This window comes from Leucobacter sp. OLIS6 (genome assembly GCF_002752355.1).
Classification (GTDB): Bacteria; Actinomycetota; Actinomycetes; order Actinomycetales; family Microbacteriaceae; genus Leucobacter.
The window spans coordinates 118,515-137,530 of record NZ_MRAV01000008.1; the positions used below are offsets into that span (position 1 = coordinate 118,515).

Sequence of the window (19,016 nt, forward strand, 5' to 3'; positions counted from 1 at the left end):
CCGGCGAGTTTGGCATTAGCCTGGATCGGTGAGTACATCGTCTTTCTCTGCCCTGCCGCTGGCCGTACAGCGAATCGTGACCACGGGACTCGAGGGTGAAATCGACCAGATCAGGGGTCGCATCCGTTCCGAGGAGCAGGCCTCCGCTCCGGACCGTGAGGCGATCGAAGCCTGGCAGAACGACATCAAGCGCGTCGACGAACTGTTGGGATCCTTCCAGGTCAGCACCGGAGCGCACCGCCGCTGACGGAGTGCTGCTGACAGCGTGCTGCTGGCGTGCTGATGGCGGCTGCGTGTGTTGATCCGCGCCCATGTCGCCGGCGCGTTGAGGCGTCCCCTGCGGTGAGCCGCAGAAGGTAGCGCTGGCGGCGTCTCTCGCAAAGCCGCTTCGGCAGCGCGAGCCGGGGAGACCTCTCGGGCGCTAGCGTTGGAGCACGCGGAGGACCGCGTCCGCGGCTGCGCCGACGATGCCCGAAGCGAGTACGACCGCCCACGGCGGGATCCGCCGTGAAACGATACCCGCGAGTGCGAGCATCGAGACCGCGATCGCCAGCGGGTCTGGTGTCCCGTGCGGGAACCAGGATGATCCGATCGCGCTGTACAGGGCGGAGGCGAGCAAGCCGACGACGGCCGCATTCACGCCGCGAAGCGCACGGTGGACGGCGGCGATGTCGCGCACTCGAGCCCAGAACGGCAGCACTCCGATGAGGAGCAGTGCGCCCGGGAGGAAGATCGCGACGGTCGCCAGTATCGCGGTCAGCGTCCCGCCCGGAGAGATCGCCCCGGACGCCCCGAGGTAGCTCGCGAAGGTGAACAGCGGTCCCGGCATCGCTTGCGCTGCTCCGTAACCGGCGAAGAAGTCCGAAGACGAGACGGTCCCGCTGTCGAGGAACGCGGCTTCGAGCGCGGGGAGGACCGTGTGTCCACCGCCGAAGACGAGCGCGCCTGCGCGATAGGTCGCGTCGATCCCGGAGAGCATCGCGCTGCCGGAGACCGAGGCCAGTACCGGGAGGCCTGCCAGGAGCGCAGTGAAGACGGCGAGAGCCGCGATCGCGACGCCTGGCCGGATGGTGACTCGGAGCGGAGCGCTGCCCGACGCGACGGCAGGCGGCTCTGACGCGTGGGTTGAGGGAGCCTGCTCGTTCCGCACGCACGCGCCGATGGCGGCTGCGAGCGCGATCACCGCAGCGGGAACGAACGGGTTCGACACGAGCACAGCGCAGAGGAACGCCAGCACCGCAAACGCGAAGCCGAGCCGATCGGGCGAGAAGGTGCGGGCCATGCCGGACACCGCGTGCACGACGACCGCCACGGCTGCCGCCACGAGTCCGACCAGCCAGCCTGAGCCGAGCACCGCCGCGATCGTCGGAGCCCCTGCGGCGAAGAGCCCCATGAGCACCGCCGAGGGAAGGGTGAAACCGAGCCAGGCCGCGACGAAGCCGGGGAGCCCCGCCCGGTGCAGTCCGATTCCCATGCCGAGCTGGCTCGACGCTGGACCGGGCAAGAACTGGCAGATCGCCAGCAGCTCGCCGAAGGCGCGGTCGTCGAGCCATCGCTTTCGCGTGACGAATGCCGTGCGAAAGTAGCCGATATGAGCGGTCGGCCCACCGAACGAGGTGAGCCCGAGCAGCAGAAAGATGCGGAACACCTCGAACACGGCACCAGTCTGCCCCGAATCGGGGTTCCGGAGTGACCGGCCAGCGCGCATTCACCGTGCGTTCATGCGGTCGAGCACGATCGGGCCTCGACAACGGCGAGCTCCTCATGCTGCGAGCCTGGAGGGTTGCGATCGGACCGCCCACTCGGCGACCGGATCGAGCGTGAGGAATCGTCGGGCGAGGAGGGCGAGGGCGTGCGCGGGATCGAGGTCCAGCGCCTCGCCGATGCGCCGCTCGGCGACCGACGGCATCCCGCAGAGCCACCAGAACCATCCGATGAGTGATAGCGGACCTGCGCGCCACTCCGCCGGAAGTTGCGACGCCGCATCGCTGAGGATCGGAAGCAGAGTTCGAAGACGAGCGCGCATGCGCGGGGTCGAGACGATGTCGCTGAAGAGGTGCCAGATCGATACCGCTTCGCCCTCGCTGCGTTCTGCGGCAGATGTGCGATCGACGCAGGTGGCCGCGAGTGCGGTCGCGCCGTACGTCTCCACGACGGAATCGATGAGCACCCGGTCCGAGACGGCGACCATCGCGAAGACGAACCATCCCTGCGGAGTCGAGACGGCCTGGGCGAATCGCGCGCACCATTCCGCGGTCGGCGCGAACCCCGGCGCCTCGGCGGTTTCGAGCAGATCGATGGTCTCGTACGGCCAGGTCTCGGAGGCAGCCGGCGGCCATGGCGCTCCGAGTGCGAGTTCGGAGCAACGAGCCGTGATCTCGGCGGCGAGGCCGGGGCGGCGCACGGGAAGGTCGCTGGGGTCGGCGGGGATATCGGCGGGGTCGAGGCCCAGCGCGTCGCGCGCAGTTTCGATCTGACTCAACGGCCGTTTGGTGCGTGCCGGGGAACGATCGAGAAACCCGATCCAACCGTCTGCCGCCATGCAGGCGAGCTCACGGGGGTGCCACCCCGAGCGTCGCAGCCGACGCAGGAGCTGCTCGGCGAGCGCGCGGAACGGCGCCTCGCCACGCGGCCCGAAAGGCTGATCCGTCGTGATGACGACCGCGGGCTCGCGGTCGCTCGAACCGGAACGTTCGAGCAGGGAGAGCACTGACTCGATAAGAGCCGTCGCGATGCCCGGAGCAGGCTGCCGTGGGAGCGGGATTCGCGCTGCAACACCGGCGCGGGACTGCGCGAAGTCGACGATGAGCAGGCAGTTGCGCGGTGCCTCACCGATGAGCCAGGGCAGGGTGGCGAGGAAGTCGGCGGTGGTGCGGCAGCGGGTGATCTGCAGCGCTTCGGGAGGGGAATCGGTGTGCATGCCCTCGATCCTGGATGCGCGGGACCCGACGGACTTGCCGATCCACAGGCCGTTCCCGGGAGGACACGCTCGATCCGGATCAGATGCCTGGTGTGGAGGACGATTGGTGCGGAGGACGGTTGGGGTGGAGCGGCCGGGGCGCGGAGGTCAGCAGCGAAAGCACCTCGCGCGGGCCGGCCTCGCATCTCGCCTTTGCCGACCTCGTTTCCGCTGTCGCCCGGCTGCGTCCACCCCATTCAGCCCTGACGCAGGCGCGCGCCGCAGGCGTCGCGTCGCTGACCGAACCCGGCCAGTCGCCGAGTGAACGCGTGTACACGAAAAGCGGCCGCATTACGTGTACACGCGTTCACTCGAGGGGCGCAGCGGGAAGGGGAGGGCAGGGCGAAAGGGGCGGGTCACGTCGTCACGTCGCCACGTCGCCGGCCCGCCACCGAGCGAGCGACCTGAAACCGAGCAACGCACGAACGCACGAACGCACGAACGGACGAGCGCCCGACCGCCCGAGCCCGCGCCCCGCACAGGAGTGCGGGCCCGCACTCAGGCCCGCACTCAGGCCTGCTGCTGGGCTTCGACCTGCCGGAGGTCGGCCTCCAGGGCGACCCAGGCGAGCATCGCGCACTTCACGCGCATCACGAACTTCGAGACGCCCTGGAACGCGACCGCGTCGCCGAGCAGGTCCTCGTCGGGCTCCGATTCGCCCCGGGACTGGATCATCTCACGGAACGCGTCGATGCGCTGCTGCGCCGTCTCGAGCGTCAGCCCCTCGTCGCGCGCCATCTGCGAGAGCACGGACGCCGACGCGGTCGAGATGGAGCAGCCCTGGCCCTCCCACGCGAGCGAGTCGATCCGGCCCGATGCCGGATCGACGGCGATGCGCAGCGTGATCTCGTCGCCGCAGCTCGGGTTGAACTCGTGGTGCGAGGCGGTGAGGTCGCCGTCACCGCCCGCGAGCTCGCCGCGACCGATCGGCCGCTTCGAATGATCCAGGATCAGCTCCTGGTACAGCCCGTCGAGTCCGCTCATCGGGAGACCTCCACTCCGAAGTACCGCTGGGCGCCGCGGAGCGCGTCGAGGAAGCGATCGATCTCGTCTTCCGTCGTGGTGACGTGCACGCTCGCTCGAGTCGAAGAAGCGATGCCGAGCGCCCGGTGCAGCGGCTGCGCGCAGTGGTGGCCCACGCGCACCAGGATGCCCTGCTCGTCGAGGAACTGGCCCACGTCGTGCGCGTGCAGGCCCTCGACCGATACCGAGGCGAGTGCCACGCGATCCTGCGTGCCCTGCGGGCCGAGCAGGCGCACGCCAGGGATCTCGAGCACGCCGGCGACGAGACGCTCCACCAGCTCGTGCTCGCGCGCGGCGGACCGCTCCATGCCGATCGCTGCGGCGAAGTCGAGCGCGGCACCGAGCCCCACGGCCTGCGACACCGGCTGGGTGCCGGCCTCGAAGCGGTGCGGTGCGGGCAGGAAGTCGGCGCTCTCCATCGTGACCCGCGTGATCGTGGATCCGCCGGTGCGCGCCGGGGGCAGTGCGGCGAGCATCTCGGGGCGTCCGTAGAGCACGCCGATGCCGTTGGGGCCGAGCGCCTTGTGGCCGGAGAACGCGGCGAAGTCGACGCCGAGCGCATCGAAGTCGACCGGGATGTGCGGCACCGACTGGCAGGCGTCGAGCACGGTGACGGCGCCGACCTCGCGTGCGAGTGCGGCGAGCTCGGCGACGGGGGCGACGAGGCCCGTCACGTTCGAGACGTGGCCGAAGGCGAAGACGCGCGTGCGCGGGTTCAGCGCGGCGCGCGCGTCGTCGAGGGTCCAGGTGCCGTCCTCCCGCGCGGGGATCCAGCGCAGGCTCGCGCCGGTCTTGGCAGCGAGCCGCTGCCAGGGGATGAGGTTCGCGTGGTGCTCGGCCTCGGTCACGAGGATCTCGTCGCCGGCGCTCAGCGCGAAGCGCTCGGAGCCGGCGACATCGAGCCCGGCGTTCGCCTCGCCGATGCCGAGCGCGACGATGTTGAGCGCGTCGGTGGCGTTCTCGGCCCAGACGATCTGCTCGGCGGAAGCCGCGCCGACGAAGCGGGCGACGGTCGCCCGTGCCCCCTCGAACGCCTCGGTCGCCGCGCCGACGGCCCCGCTCGTGCCGCGGTGCACCGCCGCGTTCGAGTGCTCGAGGAATGCCCGTTCCGCGTCCAGCACCGCCGCGGGACGTTGCGACGTCGCCGCGGAGTCGAGATAGGCGACCGGGCGGCCGTCGACTCGGGGGAGGTCTGCGAAGTACGGGAAGGCCGCGCGGAGTTCGGCGACCCCGTCGGCGGTGAGAGGAGGCAGCATTCCTCCATTGTCCCACCCGCACCGCGGTGTTCCGCTCGAAGCGGAACACCGCCCTACACTTGAGCGGGTGACCGCTGCCGTGCTGTACGAGATCCTGCAACTCGCGGGGATCCTGGCCTTCGCCATCTCGGGCGCCCTCGTCGGCGTCCGCAGGGGCCTCGACATCCTCGGCGTGATCGTGGTCGGCAGCTTCACCGGCGTCGGCGGCGGAATCCTGCGCGACATGCTGCTCGGCGTGCACCCGCCGGTGTCGTTCACGCACTGGCCGAACCTGGCGGTCGCCGTGGCCGGCTCGCTCGCGGTGTTCTTCGTGCACCCGGGGATCACCCGGATCCGCTACTTCGAGGTCGTGTTCGACGCCTTCGGCCTGGGCCTGTTCACCGCGAACGGCGCGGCGATCGCCTTCGCTTCGGGGCAGACCCCGCTCACGGCGATCCTCGTCGGCACCATCACCGCGATCGGCGGCGGCGTGATCCGCGATGTGCTGGTCAACACCGTGCCCGGAGTGCTCACGCGAGAGCTGTACGCGGTCTCCGCGATCCTGGGCGCGGGGATCGCGGTCGGCGTCGTCGCGCTCGGCGGCAGCGAGACGCTCGCCACGGTGGTCGGTGGCGGGTGCGCGATCGTGCTGCGCCTCGCCTCGCGGAAGCTGGGCTGGCACCTGCCGAAGCCCCGCCTGCGCGAGACGCCCGCGGACGGCGTCTGATCGAGGGCGCCCGGGTCGCCCGATGCGTTCGGTGCATCCAGGGTCCGCGAGTCCGGATCAGTGCGCCGATCGGCGCTCCGACTCGGGCGTGAGGAACCAGTTCGCGATGCCCGCGGCGAGCGCCAGTGCCGCGGCGACCAGCGGCACCACGAGCGCAGCGGAGGTGCCCGCCTGCTCAGCGGCGGTGCCCGTGATCGCGGACGCCGCGGACTGGCCGACGACGATGCCCGATCCGAGCATCGTCATCACGGTCGCCGAGCGACCCGCGGGGCTGCGCAGCGCACCGAGGCTGTACATGGTGACGAGCAGCGGCCCGATGCCGATGCCCATGAGCGCGAGGCTGGCGAGCAGCCGGGGGATGTCGTGCGCGGTCTGCAGCAGCAGCGTGCCGGCGAGGATCATGGCCGCGCACACCGGCCAGCGCAGGCGCAGCGTGAAGCTCGGGGGCAGCATGGCGATGGCGATCGCGAAGATCGCGGATCCCACACCCATGACGCCGTAGAGGATCCCGGCCTGCTCGACCGCGCCCCGATCCTTCATGAACGAGGTGAGCCCGGTGAGCGTCGAACCGAAGAGCACGCCGACGGTCGCGATGCCGACGACCACGACGAGGAGGCGGGGCCGCCACAGCTCCGACACCGGTGCGAGGGTCGCCGCGCGCTCCTCGGCGGACTTGGCGGGCGCGCTCGTGCGGTGCAGAGCGAACAGGGTGATGAAGATCGCCGTGAGCACCGCCGCGCCGATGACCGGTGCGCCAGCGCCGAACCAGGTGGCGAGGAGCCCGACGACGACCGGGCCGAAGACGAAGATCGCCTCATCGACCGCGGACTCGTAGGCCATTGTCGTGCTCATGACCCGGGGGCGGCGCTCGACCGGGAGCTCGCCGACCAGCGCGACGAGGCGCGAACGCGACATGGGCGAGGCCTGCGGCGCCGAGGCGCCGACGAGGAAGGCGCCGAAGAACATGACCCAGACGGGCAGGTCGCTGTAGGCGAGCCAGGCGAAGAGCAGCAGCGCGACGCTGTTGACGGCCCCGGCGATGAGCAGGGTGGGTCGCTGGCCGAAGCGGTCGGCGGCGGCGCCGATGAGCGGGCCGACGCAGGCCGTGCCGAGGCCGACCATCGCGGAGTTGATGCCGCCGAGCTCGACCGACCCGCGCGCCGCGACCACGAGGGTCAGTACGCCGATCACCATCATGGCGAAGGGGAGGCGCGCCACCATGGCGAGCGGGAAGTACCCGATCCCTGCGAGGGAGACGAGGGTCGGGGACTGAGGCGATTTGTGCATAGCCGACCGAGTATAGCAGCGCGGTCCCGTCGTCCATCGGGCGATGGGCGACGGGACCGCGACGGGTGCCCGGGGCGGGGGACGCCTACTGGGCGGGCAGCGCGATGCCCTGCTGCGTCAGGAACGCCCGGAATGCGGCGGCGTCGTTGGGGGCGCCCGTGAACGGGACGCCGTTCACGACGGCGAAGGGGGTTCCGGCCACCTGGAGCTGCGGATCCACCGCGTTCGGCACGTGCGTGGACAGCGTGTACTGGTTCATCGCCTGGGCGAACGGCACGAAGCGCTGGTCGGTGATGCAGGACTTGAGGGCGCTGCTCGCGCCGCCGGTCGCGCGCTCGACCTGGGCGATCAGCTGCTCGTCGGTGAGGCCGCCCGTGTTCTCGGGGGGCTGCACTTCGGCGGTCAGCAGCGACCGGTACAGCGGCCAGGCGCCCTTGGGATCCTCCTGCACCGTGCAGGCGAACGCGCCCGCCGCGCGCGACGAGTACTGGGTGCCCGCCGACACCTTGTCGAGGAAGGTCAGCGGGTGCACCTCGAGGGTCGCGGAGCCGCTCTGCACGACCTGCTGCAGCAGATCGGCGTTCGTCTCCTCGAAGATGCGGCAGACGGGGCAGCGGAAGTCGACGTAGAGCAGGACGTCCGCGGTCTTGCCGTCGCGCGCGACCTTCGAGGGGACCGGCGGCTCACCGGAACCGAGGGCGGGGGTCTCGGCCGGGACCAGATCCTTGCCGAACACGACGCCGCCGCTCTGCATGCCCTTCGGCCCGGATGCGTCCGCGCTCGGCGAGGCGCCTCCGGACCCGTCGTTCCCCTGGGATCCGCTGGACGACTCGGAACCGCCGGACCCCTGGACCATCGCCTGCCCGACGCCCACGACGAGGGAAGCGCCGAAGAGCGCGATGCCGAGCACCATGGCGAGCGCACCGGTGATGATGCCGGAGAGGGAGAAGCCCTTCGGCTGCTTGCGCACGAGCGCGACGATGCCGAGCACGAGACCGGCGAGGCCGACGAGGATCGCGAGCCCCGAGACGGCGGCGGCCGGGAAGCCGCCGACCGCGGCGAGCACGACGATGGCGCCGAGGCCGAGCAGCAGCCCGAGCGAACCGAGCGCCAGCGCCGCAGTCGACAGTCCGCTCCTGCTCTGCGCCGCCGCAGCGTAGGGGTGCGGCGGCGGAACGGGGGCACCGGGCGGAACGGACGCGCCGGGCTGCGGCGCGGGAACGGGCGAGGGCTGCTCGTCGGGAGTCGGAGGCTGGGAATCGCTCATGGCGGCAATTCTGCCAGGCGGAGCTGCGCGCCTACGATTGACGCATGCTCATCATCGCGGGGACCCCCATCGGCAACCTCGGGGACGCGTCGCAGCGCCTGCGCGACACCCTCGCTTCGGCCTCTGCGATCGCGGCGGAGGACACGCGGCATACCGGGCAGCTGCTGCGGCTGCTGGGCATCGAGACCCGCCCGGAGCTGATCGCCCTGCACGATCACAACGAGCGCGACCGGGCGGCCTCGCTCGTCGATCGAGCCGAGCACGAGGACATCGTGCTCGTGAGCGACGCGGGCATGCCGACCGTGTCGGATCCGGGCTTCCGCGTCGTGCAACTCGCTGCCGAGCGCGGGGTGCTGGTCACCTCGGTGCCCGGGCCGAGCGCGGTGCTCACCGCTCTCGCGCTCTCGGGCCTCCCGACCGACCGCTTCGCGTTCGAGGGATTCCTGCCCCGCAAATCGGGGGATCGCGCCCGCGCCCTCGCGGCCCTCGCGCCCGAGCGGCGCACCCTCGTGTTCTTCGAGGCGCCGAGCCGGATCGCGGACGCCCTCGGCGCCATGGCCGAGGCGTTCGGCCCCGAGCGGCCCGCGGCCGTCTGCCGCGAGCTGACCAAGCTCCACGAGGAGGTGCGGCGCGGCGGGCTCGCCGAGCTCGCGAGCTGGGCCGAGGACGGGGTGCGCGGCGAGATCGTCGTGGTCGTGGCCGGAGCCCCCGAGTCCGTCGCCTCGCCGGCCGACGCGCTGGCCGAGGTGCAGCGTCGCGTCGCGTCGGGCGACCGCCTCAAGGACGCGTCCCGCGAGGTCGCCGAGGCGACCGGGCTGTCGGCTCGCGAGCTCTACGCCGCCGCGCTCGCCGCACGGAGCGCCTGAACCGTCAGAGCGTTCCCGGCTACGCCCCGCGACCGCCGGCCGCGTAGTCGTCGGCGGCCTCCTGGCCGCTGAGCTCCCGGATCGCGGCCATGATCCGCTCGGTGGCCGCCCTGCGTGCCCGACCGCCGGGCAGCGCGGCCAGATCGTCGAGCGGGATCGGCGTGCCGAACCGGAGTTCGACGCGCGGTGCGCGCCCGGTCGCGGGATCCCGCAGCGAGCGATCGGTGCCGATGAGGCCGACGGGAACGACGGTCGCGCCCGTCTCGAGCGCCATCCAGGCCGCGCCTCCGCGCCCGCGGTAGAGCCGGCCGTCGCGCGAGCGGCTTCCCTCGGGGAACACCGCGAACACCCGGCCGGCCGCGAGCACGTCCCGTCCGGCGTCGAGCGCGGCCTGCGCGGCGGATCCGGCGGAGCGATGCACCGGGATCGCGCCGATCCCGCGGAAGAACCAGCCGCCGATGCGCGAGGAGAACAGCGACTCCTTCGCGAGGAACTGCACCTGGCGCGGTGCGAACGAGGGGATCAGGATCGTGTCGAGGCCGCTGAGGTGGTTGCTCGCCAGCAGCACCGGACCCGCCGCGGGGACGTGCTCGCGGCCGGAGACCCGGGGGCGGAAGCGCAGGCGGAGGAGCGGGCGGAGCACGGCGCGGCCGATGAAGAAGACGGGCCCGGGGCGTGCGGAGTCTGCTGCGGGATCGGACACGCCACGAGCCTAATCGCAGGTGCGCCCCTCGGGCAGGGTGACCGATCCGGCCGGTCCGGGTGATCCTCGGACGGACCCTGGCACGACGCTCAGGCGGGGCCGGGGAAACTCCGGCATGATGGAGGAAAACCGTGCCTCGACCGTAAGGATCCGTGTTCGTGAAGCGTCTGAGCCTCCTCATCCCCGCAGCCCTCGTACTGCCCCTGGCCCTCGCCGGCTGCACCGCTCAGGCGGCCCCCGGCATGCCGAAGGATTGCACGCCCGCGGGCGACGCCAGCAAGTCGGTCCAGGTCGAGGGCGACTTCGGCAAGACGCTGAAGCTCACTTCCAAGACCCCGCTCAAGGCCAAGGAGCTCGAGCGCTCGGTGCTGATCGAGGGCAAGGGCGACACCACGGCGAAGGACGGCGGCGTCTCCGCCGCGGTCACCCTGTTCAACGGCCGCACCGGCAAGGTCGTCCAGGCGATCCCCGAGACCCCGCTCATGAACGACGCGCAGCAGCTGCCGAACTGGGCGTACCAGGCGGTGCGCTGCTCGGTGAAGGGCCAGCGCGTCGCGATGGCGATGCCCGCGACCGACCTCGCGAACGGGCAGCCGGCCTCCTCGCTCGGGATCCCCGACCTCAAGGACGGCGACTCGATCGTCGCGGTCATCGATGTCACCAAGCAGCAGCCGGGCACGCTCTCGGAGGGCAAGCTGCTCAAGAAGGCCGAGGGCACCGCGAAGAAGGCGCCCGAGGGCTTCCCGACCGTGAAGCTGGCCGAGAACGGTGAGCCGACGATCACGATCCCCAAGGGCGTGAAGGCGCCGACCACCCTCAAGACCGCGACGCTCATCGAGGGCAAGGGCGAGACCGTCAAGCCTGGCGACCGCGTCTACGTCAACTACCGCGGCGTGATCTGGAGCACGGGCAAGGAGTTCGACTCGAGCTGGAGCCGCGGCAAGCCCACCGACTTCCTCACCACCGGCGTGATCGGCGGATTCCAGAAGGCGCTCGAGGGCCAGAAGGTCGGTTCGCAGATCATCTCGGTCGTCCCGGCCGCGAAGGACCAGGGCGGCTACGGCCCCGAGGCCCTGCAGCAGCAGGGGCACAAGGCGGACGACGTGATGGTCTTCGTGCTCGACATCCTCGGAACCGTCCACGAAGGATAATCCCGTGCGCCGCATCGTGATCCTCGGCTCGACCGGTTCGATCGGCGAGCAGGCGCTCGACGTGGTCCGCCGCAACCCCTCGCGATTCCAGGTCGTCGGCCTGGTCGCGGGGTCGCAGGCGGACCGCGTCCGCGCGCAGGCCGAGGAGTTCAACGTCGAGCACACCGGGCTCGGCGCCGACGAGGCGGTGCAGCTGATCCGCGAGGTGCCGGCGGACGTGGTGCTCAACGGCATCACCGGATCGGTCGGGCTCGGCCCGACCGTCGCCGCGCTCGAAGCGGGGCGCACGCTCGCCCTCGCCAACAAGGAATCCCTGATCGTCGGCGGCGATCTGGTGACGGGGCTCGCGGCACCCGGCCAGATCGTCCCGGTCGATTCCGAGCACTCGGCGATCGCGCAGGCGCTCCGATCGGGCTCCGAGCACGAGGTGCGACGGCTCGTGCTCACCGCGTCCGGCGGGCCGTTCCGCGGACGGAACCGTGAGTCGCTGCGCGACGTGACGCCGGCGGAGGCCCTGAACCACCCGACCTGGAACATGGGACGGGTGGTCACGACGAACTCGGCCACCCTGGTCAACAAGGGCCTCGAGGTGATCGAGGCGCACCTGCTCTTCGGCGTCTCGTACGGCGACATCGAGGTGGTGGTGCACCCGCAGTCGGTCGTGCACTCGATGGTCGAGTTCATCGACGGATCGACCATCGCGCAGGCCTCGCCGCCCGACATGCGCCTGCCGATCGCCCTCGGGCTCACCTGGCCGGCGCGCCTGGCCAACGTCGGGGCGCCGATCGACTGGACCCGCGCGACGAGCTGGGACTTCGAGCCGCTCGACGCCGAGGCGTTCCCGGCCGTCGACCTCGCCAAAGAGGTGGGGCGAGCGCGCCGCAGCTATCCCGCGGTCTACAACGCCGCCAACGAGGAGGCAGTGGATGCGTTCCACGACGGGCGCATCGGCTTCCTCGACATCGTCGACACCGTGCGCGACGTGCTGGAGGCGCACGAGGCGCCCGCTCAGCTCACGCTCGACGCGCTGCCCGAGATCGAGCGCTGGGCGCGCGAGCGCGCACAGATCGTCATCTCGGCGCGCGCGGGGCGGCGCTGATCCTGCGACTCCTCCGTCGCGCAGGATGACGGTTCGACTCCTCCGTCGCGCAGGATGACGGTGAGGGTTCTTCGTCGCGCAGGATGACGGCGGCTATCGCTTCGGCGCTCGGGGCTTCTTCGGCTTCGGTGCGGGGAGCGCGTCCGCGGTCACCCGGGTGAGCTCCTCGAGCCAGTCGCGATCCTCCCAGCGGTCGCCGCTGATCAGGTAGTACATCTTCGAACCGGGGTAGGCCTCGGATTCCTCGACGGGGCCGAAGCCCTCGAGCCAGGCTCGTCCCTCGGGCGTCGGCTTGATGAGCAGCTCGTCATCGCAGATGAAGGCGATCACCTTCTCGTCGCGGTAGAGCGCGTACTCGCCGAACATGGCCTTCGTGCGGAAGATCGGCGCGTGGCCGAGCTGATCCAAGAGGAACTCGATCGTTTCGGGCCTGGTGCTCATGCTCGGAGTGTAGTCCCCGTGATTCGCAGCGGCCGCGGATCCTGGCCACAGCCCGGCCACAGCGCGTGGGCGGTACGCTGAACCGGTGTTCGATGTGCTGCTCTACGTGCTCGGGATCCTGATCATCCTCGTCGGGCTCGCCGTGTCCATCGGACTGCACGAGATCGGCCATCTGGTCCCCGCGAAGCTGTTCGGGGTCAAGGTCACGCAGTACATGATCGGCTTCGGGCGCACCATCTGGTCGCGTCGCAGGGGCGAGACCGAGTACGGCGTCAAGATGATCCCGCTCGGCGGCTACATCTCGATGACCGGCATGTTCCCGCCCGCCAAACCGGGTGAGGCCCCGCGGGAGTCGACCACCGGGTTCCTGAACTCCGTGGTCCAGGAGGGTGCGCCGCGTCGGGGCGTCGCCGGCATGGTCGACGAGGCGAGGCTCGCGAGCGCCGAGACCATCGAGGCCGGCGAGGACTCGCGGACCTTCTACCGGCTGCCGGCCTGGAAGCGCATCATCATCATGCTCGGCGGGCCGTTCATGAACCTCGTGCTCGCGTTCGTCTTCTTCGCGATCGTGCTGTGCGGATTCGGCGTGCCGCAGAACAGCACGACCCTCGGCTCGGTGAACGAATGCCTGAAATCCGCGTCGCAGAGCGGGGAGACCGCGTGCAGCGCGAACGACCCCGAGGCGCCCGCGGCCGCGGCCGGCCTGCGCCCCGGCGACGAGATCCTGTCGATCGACGGCACCGCGGTCCGCGACTGGAACGCGTTCCGCGACACGGTCAGCGCGTCGCCCGGCCGCACCCTCTCGATCGAGATCCGGCGCGACGGCGAGACGAGGCAGCTCTCGCTCACTCCCGTCACCAACACGCGCGTCGTGACCGACGCGAACGGTCAGACGGTCAAGAACTCCGACGGCTCGGCGAAGACCGAGCAGGTCGGCATGGTCGGCGCGACTCCGGCGTCGGAGCTCGTGCAGCAGTCGATCACCGAGGTGCCCGGCTTCGTCGGCGACAACGTCGGCCGCGTGGTCGGGGTCGTCGTCGGGCTTCCCCAGCGCATGGTCGACGTCTGGAACGCGGCCTTCGGTCCGGAGCAGCGGGATCCGAACGGTCCCATGAGCGTCGTCGGAGTCGGACGGCTCGCGGGCGAGATCGTGAGCACCGACGCACCGGTCGCGGCGAAGGCGCAGGTCATGTTCGGCCTGCTGGGATCGTTGAACGTCGCGCTGTTCGTGTTCAACCTGGTCCCGCTCATGCCGCTCGACGGCGGCCACGTCGCCGGCGCGATCTATGAGGCGATCAAGCGCGGCATCGCCCGCCTGCGCCGCAAGCCCGATCCGGGGCCCGTGGACACCGCCAAGATGGTCCCGATCACCTTCGGCGTCGTGATCATGCTCGGCGCGATGACCGTCCTGCTCGTCTACGCGGACCTGGTGAAGCCCATCTCGTTCTTCGGCTGAGCGGAACGCCGGTCGCGCTCGGAGACGCCCAGGCGGTGCTCGGTAGTGTGGTCGCATGTCTGACGATCCGACTCCGGTCGCACCGGCCCGTCGCCGGCCGGCCCGCCGTACCCGGCTCGCGATCACGCTGAGCGTCGTCGCGCTCCTGCTCATCGGCGGGGGAGCGGCCGCGGCCTTCGCGCTCATGCCGCACCCCGTCGAGTCGAAACCGAAAGCCTCCTCCTCCGCGACCCCGTCGCCGAGCGCCTCGTCGAAGCCCACCGCCACGGCCGTTCCGAAACCGATCTCGGTGATCGCGATGGGTGACATGCTGCCGCACGACTCGGTCAACCAGAACGCCAAGCAGGCCGACGGCACCTGGAACTACGGCCAGTTCTTCACCGGTATCAAGAAGGAGCTCGACGCCGCGGACGTCCGCTTCTGCAATCAGGAGGTGCCGAGCGCGGGCGTGGAGTTCGGGATCAGCGGCTACCCGACGTTCAACGCGCCGACCGAGTTCGCGCGCGACCTGCGCAAGACCGTCGGCTGCGACCTCGTGAACACCGCGACGAACCACACCGCCGACAAGGGGGTCGAGGGGATCGCCGCGACCCGCAAGGCCTGGGACGCGCTGAAACCCGCCATCGTCGATGGCGCGAACCGCAGTGCGCAGGAGCAGCAGACCGTGCCGATCTTCGAGAAGGACGGCGTGAAGATCGCCCTCGTCTCGTTCGCGGAGTACTCGAACGCGCCGATCGACGGCGTCTCCCTGAACCTCATGAGCAACGACGCACTCGTGACGCAGCTGATGGCGCAGGCGCGGAAGCAGGCCGACGTGGTGATCGTCTCGGCGCACTGGGGCACCGAGGACTCGCACGAGGTGAACGATCAGCAGCGCGGATTCGCCCAGAAGGTCGCGAACCTCGGGGCCGACGTGGTGATCGGAACCGGGCCGCACGTGCTGCAGCCCGTTGCCTGGCTCGACCGCTCGGGCGGTGGACGAACCCTCGTCTGGTACTCGATCGGCAACATGCTGAACACCCAGATCGAGCTCGACCAGCGCACCGGACTGATCGCCGGCTTCGAACTGGCCCGTGCGAAGGCCGGGGGACCGGTCACCGTGCAGAACCCCACCGGAGTGCTCACCTACATGCACTACGACTGGACCGCGGACGACGAGGCGGCGAACCGCCTGGACGCGCGCAAGAACCTCTCGATCACGCCGCTCGCCGATTCCGCCGCGCTGCTGTCGCGCACCCGCTTCGGCGTGACCCCCGCGCAGCAGGCGGAGGCGTCCGCGAAGGTCCTCGGCCCCGAAGTGAAGCTGGAGTCCCGCTAGCGTGCGCGCGGTACGTGTCCTGTCCGCCGTCGCCGCCGGCGCGGTGCTCGCGAGCACCTTGCTCGCCTGCGCCCAGGAGCCCGAGCGTTCGGCGGCGAAGCCGAGCAGCGTCGCACCGACCGAGAGCTCGCCGTCGCCCTCGGCGAAGCCGACGACGCCCGCCTTCGACCGAGCGGCGCACTCCATCGACGATCCGCAGTCGATCTGGGTCGTGAGCAACAAGCGACGGGCGCTGAAGCCCGTCGATTTCGCTCCGAACGACCTGGCGATGCCCGAGGGGGTCGAGAACGAGTTCGCGCAGCCGCTGCGGGCGCCCGCGGCCACCGCCGTGGTGCGGCTGATCCGGGGAGCCGAGCAGGCCGGGCTCAAAGTCCGGATCATCAGCGCCTACCGCGACTACGCGACCCAGGTGACGCTCTACGACCGATACGTCGAGCGTGACGGGAAGCAGCAGGCCGACACCTACTCGGCGCGCCCCGGGCACTCCGAGCACCAGACCGGCCTCGCGGTCGATCTCGACGACTTCGGGGACTGCTACCTGGCCGCCTGCTTCGGGCAGACGCCGTCGGGCACGTGGATCGCCGCGCACGCAGCGGAGTACGGCTTCGTGATCCGGTACCCCGAGGGCAAGCAGGGCATCACCGGATTCATGCCGGAGCCCTGGCACCTGCGCTACGTCGGTCCCGAGCTCGCCGCCGAGATGAAACGCACCGGGGTGGCGACGCTCGAGGAGTTCTTCGGGCTTCCGGCGGCTCCCGACTACGCGAAGCCGTAGCCCGGCGCCTCCGCAATCGAGGGCGCGCACAGTCCGCGCCGGTAGAATCCTGCTCGTGGCAGCAATCAACCTGGGCATGCCCTCGGTTCCCGAGGTCCTCTCCCCGCGACGCACATCCCGCCAGATCCGCGTGGGTTCCGTGATGGTGGGAGGCGACGCGCCGGTCTCGGTGCAGTCGATGACCACCACGCCCACGACGGACATCAACGCGACGCTGCAGCAGATCGCCGAGCTCACGGCCGCAGGCTGCGACATCGTGCGCGTCGCCTGCCCGAGCCGCGACGACGCCGAGGCGCTGCCGATCATCGCGAAGAAGTCGCAGATCCCGGTGATCGCCGACATCCACTTCCAGCCGAACTACGTGTTCGCCGCGATCGATGCGGGCTGCGCGGCGGTGCGCGTGAACCCCGGCAACATCCGCAAGTTCGACGATCAGGTCGGCGAGATCGCGCGGCGCGCGAAGGCCGCCGGCGTCTCGCTGCGCATCGGCGTCAACGCCGGATCCCTCGACCCCCGACTGCTGCAGAAGTACGGCAAGGCGACGCCCGAGGCGCTCGTCGAGAGCGCGGTCTGGGAGGCCTCGTTGTTCGAGGAGCACGACTTCCACGACTTCAAGATCTCGGTGAAGCACAACGACCCGATCGTGATGGTCAAGGCGTACCGCCAGCTCGCCGAGCGCGGCGATTGGCCGCTGCACCTCGGAGTCACCGAGGCGGGTCCCGCGTTCCAGGGCACGATCAAGAGCGCGACCGCGTTCGGGATCCTGCTCTCCGAGGGCATCGGCGACACGATCCGCGTCTCGCTGTCGGCGCCCCCGGTCGAGGAGGTCAAGGTCGGCCTGCAGATCCTGCAGTCGCTGAACCTGCGCGAGCGGAAGCTCGAGATCGTCTCCTGCCCCTCGTGCGGTCGCGCCCAGGTGGACGTCTACACCCTGGCGGAAGAAGTCACGAAGGGGCTCGAGGGCATGAGCGTGCCGCTGCGCGTCGCCGTCATGGGCTGCGTCGTGAACGGCCCCGGCGAGGCTCGCGAAGCGGATCTCGGTGTCGCGTCCGGCAACGGCAAAGGCCAGATCTTCGTCAAGGGCGAGGTCATCAAGACCGTGCCCGAGCACGAGATCGTCGCGACCCTGATCGAGGAGGCCAACCGGATCGCGGCCGAGATGCCGAATGCCGAGTCGGGCGCCCCCGAGGTCGTCACGCTGTAGCGGCGAGCGGCTCCGCGTCGTCGGCCTCCCGGGCCGAGAGCGAGATCCTGCCCGTCGCGATGTCCGCGGCGGTCACGCGCACCTCGATCCGGGACCCGGGCGTCGCGTCGGCGATCTCCGCGCTCGCGACGACGGGCGGATCGTCGAGCAGCAGGCGGGCCCGGCTCGGGCTCGCGTCCACCACCAGCGCGGTGCGCAGCTCGCCCAGGCTCGGCGCCAGCAGCGCCGCCTCGATGCGATCGAGTGCCGAGGCCTCGGCTCGCGAGGCGCGCTGGGCCGAAGCGCGCATCAGCTCCGGGAGCTCCGGGAGGCTCGCCCGCGCCCACTCCGGAACCGGGGTGCCGGCGCTGATCGCCGCGCATATCGTCAGGCCCCACCGGTCGACGAGGCGACGCAGGGGAGCGGTCACGTGGGCGTACGGTGCGGCGATCGCCGCCTGCGACGGCTGCTCCGGCGCCGCACCGTCGAACGGCGTGTAGCCGGCGCCGCGGAACAGCGCCGAGGCTGCCTGCAGCAGGGGCACGGACTCCGGGGCCGCGCCGTCGATGCCGTGCAGGAACTCGCCGTACTCGATGTCGGGCGCCCACGGGTGGCCCAGCGCGGCGACCTGAGATCGGAAGCGGGCGATGGCCGCCTCGTCCGGTTTCGGCATGGTGCGCAGGATCCCGGTGCCTCCGGCGAGCATCAGTTCCGCGGCGGCCATGCCGGTGAGCAGCGACAGCTGGGCGTTCCAGTCCTCGACCGCGAGCACGCTCCGGCGTTCGATCCGATATCCGTCCGAGGGGTCCTTGACGACCTCCTCCTCGGGCATCGGCAGGCTCGCCCCGCCGCGCGCTCGTTCCTGCGCTGTGCGGAGCCCGCCCACCTCGCGCAGGAGCATCAGCTGCTCGTCGGCGCGTCCGTCGTCGACCTCCCGCTGGGCGCTCGCATAGTCGCGCTGCGCGCGGGAGCGGATGAGCGCCCGCTCCACGCGCGCGTCGGTCTGCGCGCCATCGGCGTCGAGCTCGATCGTCCAGACATAGGCGGGGCGCTCCTCGGCGGGGAGGAGCGATGCCCGCCCTTCGCTGAGCGAGCGAGGGTGCAGCGGGATCGAGCCGTCGGGGAGGTAGATCGTCTGCCCGCGGAGGCGCGCCTCGGTATCGAGGGCCCCGCCCGGCCGGACGAAGCCCGGCACGTCGGCGATCGCGTAGCGCACCGTGTACCCGCGGCGGGCTCTCGAGAGGTGGAAAGCCTGATCGAGGTCCTTCGATCCGAGGGGATCGAGCGTGCTGAAGGGGATGTCGCGCAGGTCGATGCGCGGCTCGTCGGGTCGGGTCGACGCCGCCTCGGCGAGCGCCTCGGGCGAGAACTCGCCGGGGAGCTCGAGCTCGTCGCGGAGCGCGGCGAGACTCTGCTCGAGCGCGGCGCGCTCGTCGGCGGCGTTGGGAATCCGGGGGAGTGAGATGTGCCGGCTGGGCATGGGGTCAGCCTAGTCCTGTCGGATCCGCGCATGATTTGCGCATCTA

General features: G+C 71.0%; 18 protein-coding genes. 9 read left to right on the forward strand and 9 right to left on the reverse strand.

Annotation, left to right across the window (positions count from 1 at the left end):
• Positions 1–28 precede the first annotated feature (28 nt).
• Positions 29–247 (forward strand): hypothetical protein, encoded by a 219-nt coding sequence (locus BMH31_RS15310; RefSeq protein ID WP_143469788.1) that lies wholly within the window; start codon positions 29–31, stop codon positions 245–247.
• A gap of 174 nt (positions 248–421) precedes the next feature.
• On the opposite strand, the gene chrA is transcribed toward BMH31_RS15310, so the two are convergent.
• The 4 genes from chrA to BMH31_RS03875 form a co-directional block, all read right to left on the reverse strand.
• Positions 422–1,657: a chromate efflux transporter gene (gene chrA / locus BMH31_RS03860; protein WP_241898121.1), complete on the reverse strand. Its 1,236-nt coding sequence runs from the start codon at positions 1,655–1,657 to the stop codon at positions 422–424.
• Between the two features lie 105 nt (positions 1,658–1,762).
• Positions 1,763–2,920 carry a DUF4192 family protein gene (locus tag BMH31_RS03865; RefSeq protein WP_099724362.1) on the reverse strand — a complete coding sequence of 386 codons (1,158 nt, stop codon included), beginning with the start codon at positions 2,918–2,920 and terminating at the stop codon, positions 1,763–1,765.
• A 549-nt stretch (positions 2,921–3,469) separates the two neighbouring features.
• A complete protein-coding gene (gene sufU / locus BMH31_RS03870) occupies positions 3,470–3,943 on the reverse strand; it encodes a Fe-S cluster assembly sulfur transfer protein SufU (RefSeq protein WP_099724361.1) in 474 nt (157 codons plus the stop codon).
• A complete protein-coding gene (locus BMH31_RS03875; protein ID WP_099724360.1) occupies positions 3,940–5,238 on the reverse strand; it encodes a SufS family cysteine desulfurase in 1,299 nt (432 codons plus the stop codon). The genes sufU and BMH31_RS03875 overlap by 4 nt, the downstream gene beginning before the upstream one ends.
• Positions 5,239–5,305: 67 nt before the next feature.
• On the opposite strand from BMH31_RS03875, the gene BMH31_RS03880 reads away from it, so the two are divergent.
• The gene (locus tag BMH31_RS03880) at positions 5,306–5,944 is read left to right on the forward strand and encodes a trimeric intracellular cation channel family protein (protein WP_099724359.1); all 639 of its coding nucleotides are present in this window, start codon (positions 5,306–5,308) and stop codon (positions 5,942–5,944) included.
• A gap of 57 nt (positions 5,945–6,001) precedes the next feature.
• Here BMH31_RS03880 and BMH31_RS03885 read toward each other — a convergent pair whose 3' ends face one another.
• Positions 6,002–7,231 carry an MFS transporter gene (locus BMH31_RS03885; RefSeq protein ID WP_099724358.1) on the reverse strand — a complete coding sequence of 410 codons (1,230 nt, stop codon included), beginning with the start codon at positions 7,229–7,231 and terminating at the stop codon, positions 6,002–6,004.
• Positions 7,232–7,316: 85 nt separating this feature from the next.
• A complete protein-coding gene (locus BMH31_RS03890) occupies positions 7,317–8,498 on the reverse strand; it encodes a thioredoxin domain-containing protein (protein WP_099724357.1) in 1,182 nt (393 codons plus the stop codon).
• Positions 8,499–8,542: 44 nt separating this feature from the next.
• On the opposite strand from BMH31_RS03890, the gene rsmI reads away from it, so the two are divergent.
• On the forward strand, positions 8,543–9,364 hold the full coding sequence (gene rsmI / locus BMH31_RS03895) for a 16S rRNA (cytidine(1402)-2'-O)-methyltransferase (protein WP_099724356.1): 822 nt from the start codon (positions 8,543–8,545) through the stop codon (positions 9,362–9,364).
• A gap of 19 nt (positions 9,365–9,383) precedes the next feature.
• Here rsmI and BMH31_RS03900 read toward each other — a convergent pair whose 3' ends face one another.
• On the reverse strand, positions 9,384–10,067 hold the full coding sequence (locus tag BMH31_RS03900; RefSeq protein WP_099724355.1) for a lysophospholipid acyltransferase family protein: 684 nt from the start codon (positions 10,065–10,067) through the stop codon (positions 9,384–9,386).
• Positions 10,068–10,225: 158 nt separating this feature from the next.
• Between BMH31_RS03900 and BMH31_RS03905 the strand changes: the two genes are divergently transcribed.
• Positions 10,226–11,218: an FKBP-type peptidyl-prolyl cis-trans isomerase gene (locus BMH31_RS03905; RefSeq protein WP_241898122.1), complete on the forward strand. Its 993-nt coding sequence runs from the start codon at positions 10,226–10,228 to the stop codon at positions 11,216–11,218.
• Between the two features lie 4 nt (positions 11,219–11,222).
• Positions 11,223–12,317 carry a 1-deoxy-D-xylulose-5-phosphate reductoisomerase gene (gene dxr, locus BMH31_RS03910; protein WP_099724354.1) on the forward strand — a complete coding sequence of 365 codons (1,095 nt, stop codon included), beginning with the start codon at positions 11,223–11,225 and terminating at the stop codon, positions 12,315–12,317.
• A gap of 93 nt (positions 12,318–12,410) precedes the next feature.
• On the opposite strand, the gene BMH31_RS03915 is transcribed toward dxr, so the two are convergent.
• Positions 12,411–12,758, reverse strand: coding sequence for a TfoX/Sxy family protein (locus BMH31_RS03915; RefSeq protein ID WP_099724353.1), 348 nt, complete (start codon positions 12,756–12,758; stop codon positions 12,411–12,413).
• 85 nt (positions 12,759–12,843) lie between these two features.
• Here BMH31_RS03915 and BMH31_RS03920 point away from each other — a divergent pair, with 85 nt between their 5' ends.
• From BMH31_RS03920 to ispG, 4 genes are all read left to right on the forward strand, one after another.
• Positions 12,844–14,214, forward strand: coding sequence for a site-2 protease family protein (locus tag BMH31_RS03920; protein ID WP_199068299.1), 1,371 nt, complete (start codon positions 12,844–12,846; stop codon positions 14,212–14,214).
• A 55-nt stretch (positions 14,215–14,269) separates the two neighbouring features.
• Positions 14,270–15,532 carry a CapA family protein gene (locus BMH31_RS03925; protein ID WP_099724352.1) on the forward strand — a complete coding sequence of 421 codons (1,263 nt, stop codon included), beginning with the start codon at positions 14,270–14,272 and terminating at the stop codon, positions 15,530–15,532.
• Position 15,533: 1 nt separating this feature from the next.
• Positions 15,534–16,307 (forward strand): M15 family metallopeptidase, encoded by a 774-nt coding sequence (locus tag BMH31_RS03930; protein WP_099724351.1) that lies wholly within the window; start codon positions 15,534–15,536, stop codon positions 16,305–16,307.
• A 76-nt stretch (positions 16,308–16,383) separates the two neighbouring features.
• Positions 16,384–17,511: a flavodoxin-dependent (E)-4-hydroxy-3-methylbut-2-enyl-diphosphate synthase gene (gene ispG, locus BMH31_RS03935; protein WP_099724350.1), complete on the forward strand. Its 1,128-nt coding sequence runs from the start codon at positions 16,384–16,386 to the stop codon at positions 17,509–17,511.
• Here ispG and BMH31_RS03940 read toward each other — a convergent pair.
• On the reverse strand, positions 17,501–18,970 hold the full coding sequence (locus tag BMH31_RS03940) for an RNB domain-containing ribonuclease (RefSeq protein ID WP_099724349.1): 1,470 nt from the start codon (positions 18,968–18,970) through the stop codon (positions 17,501–17,503). The two genes, ispG and BMH31_RS03940, sit on opposite strands and share 11 nt — an antisense overlap.
• Positions 18,971–19,016: the final 46 nt, after the last annotated feature.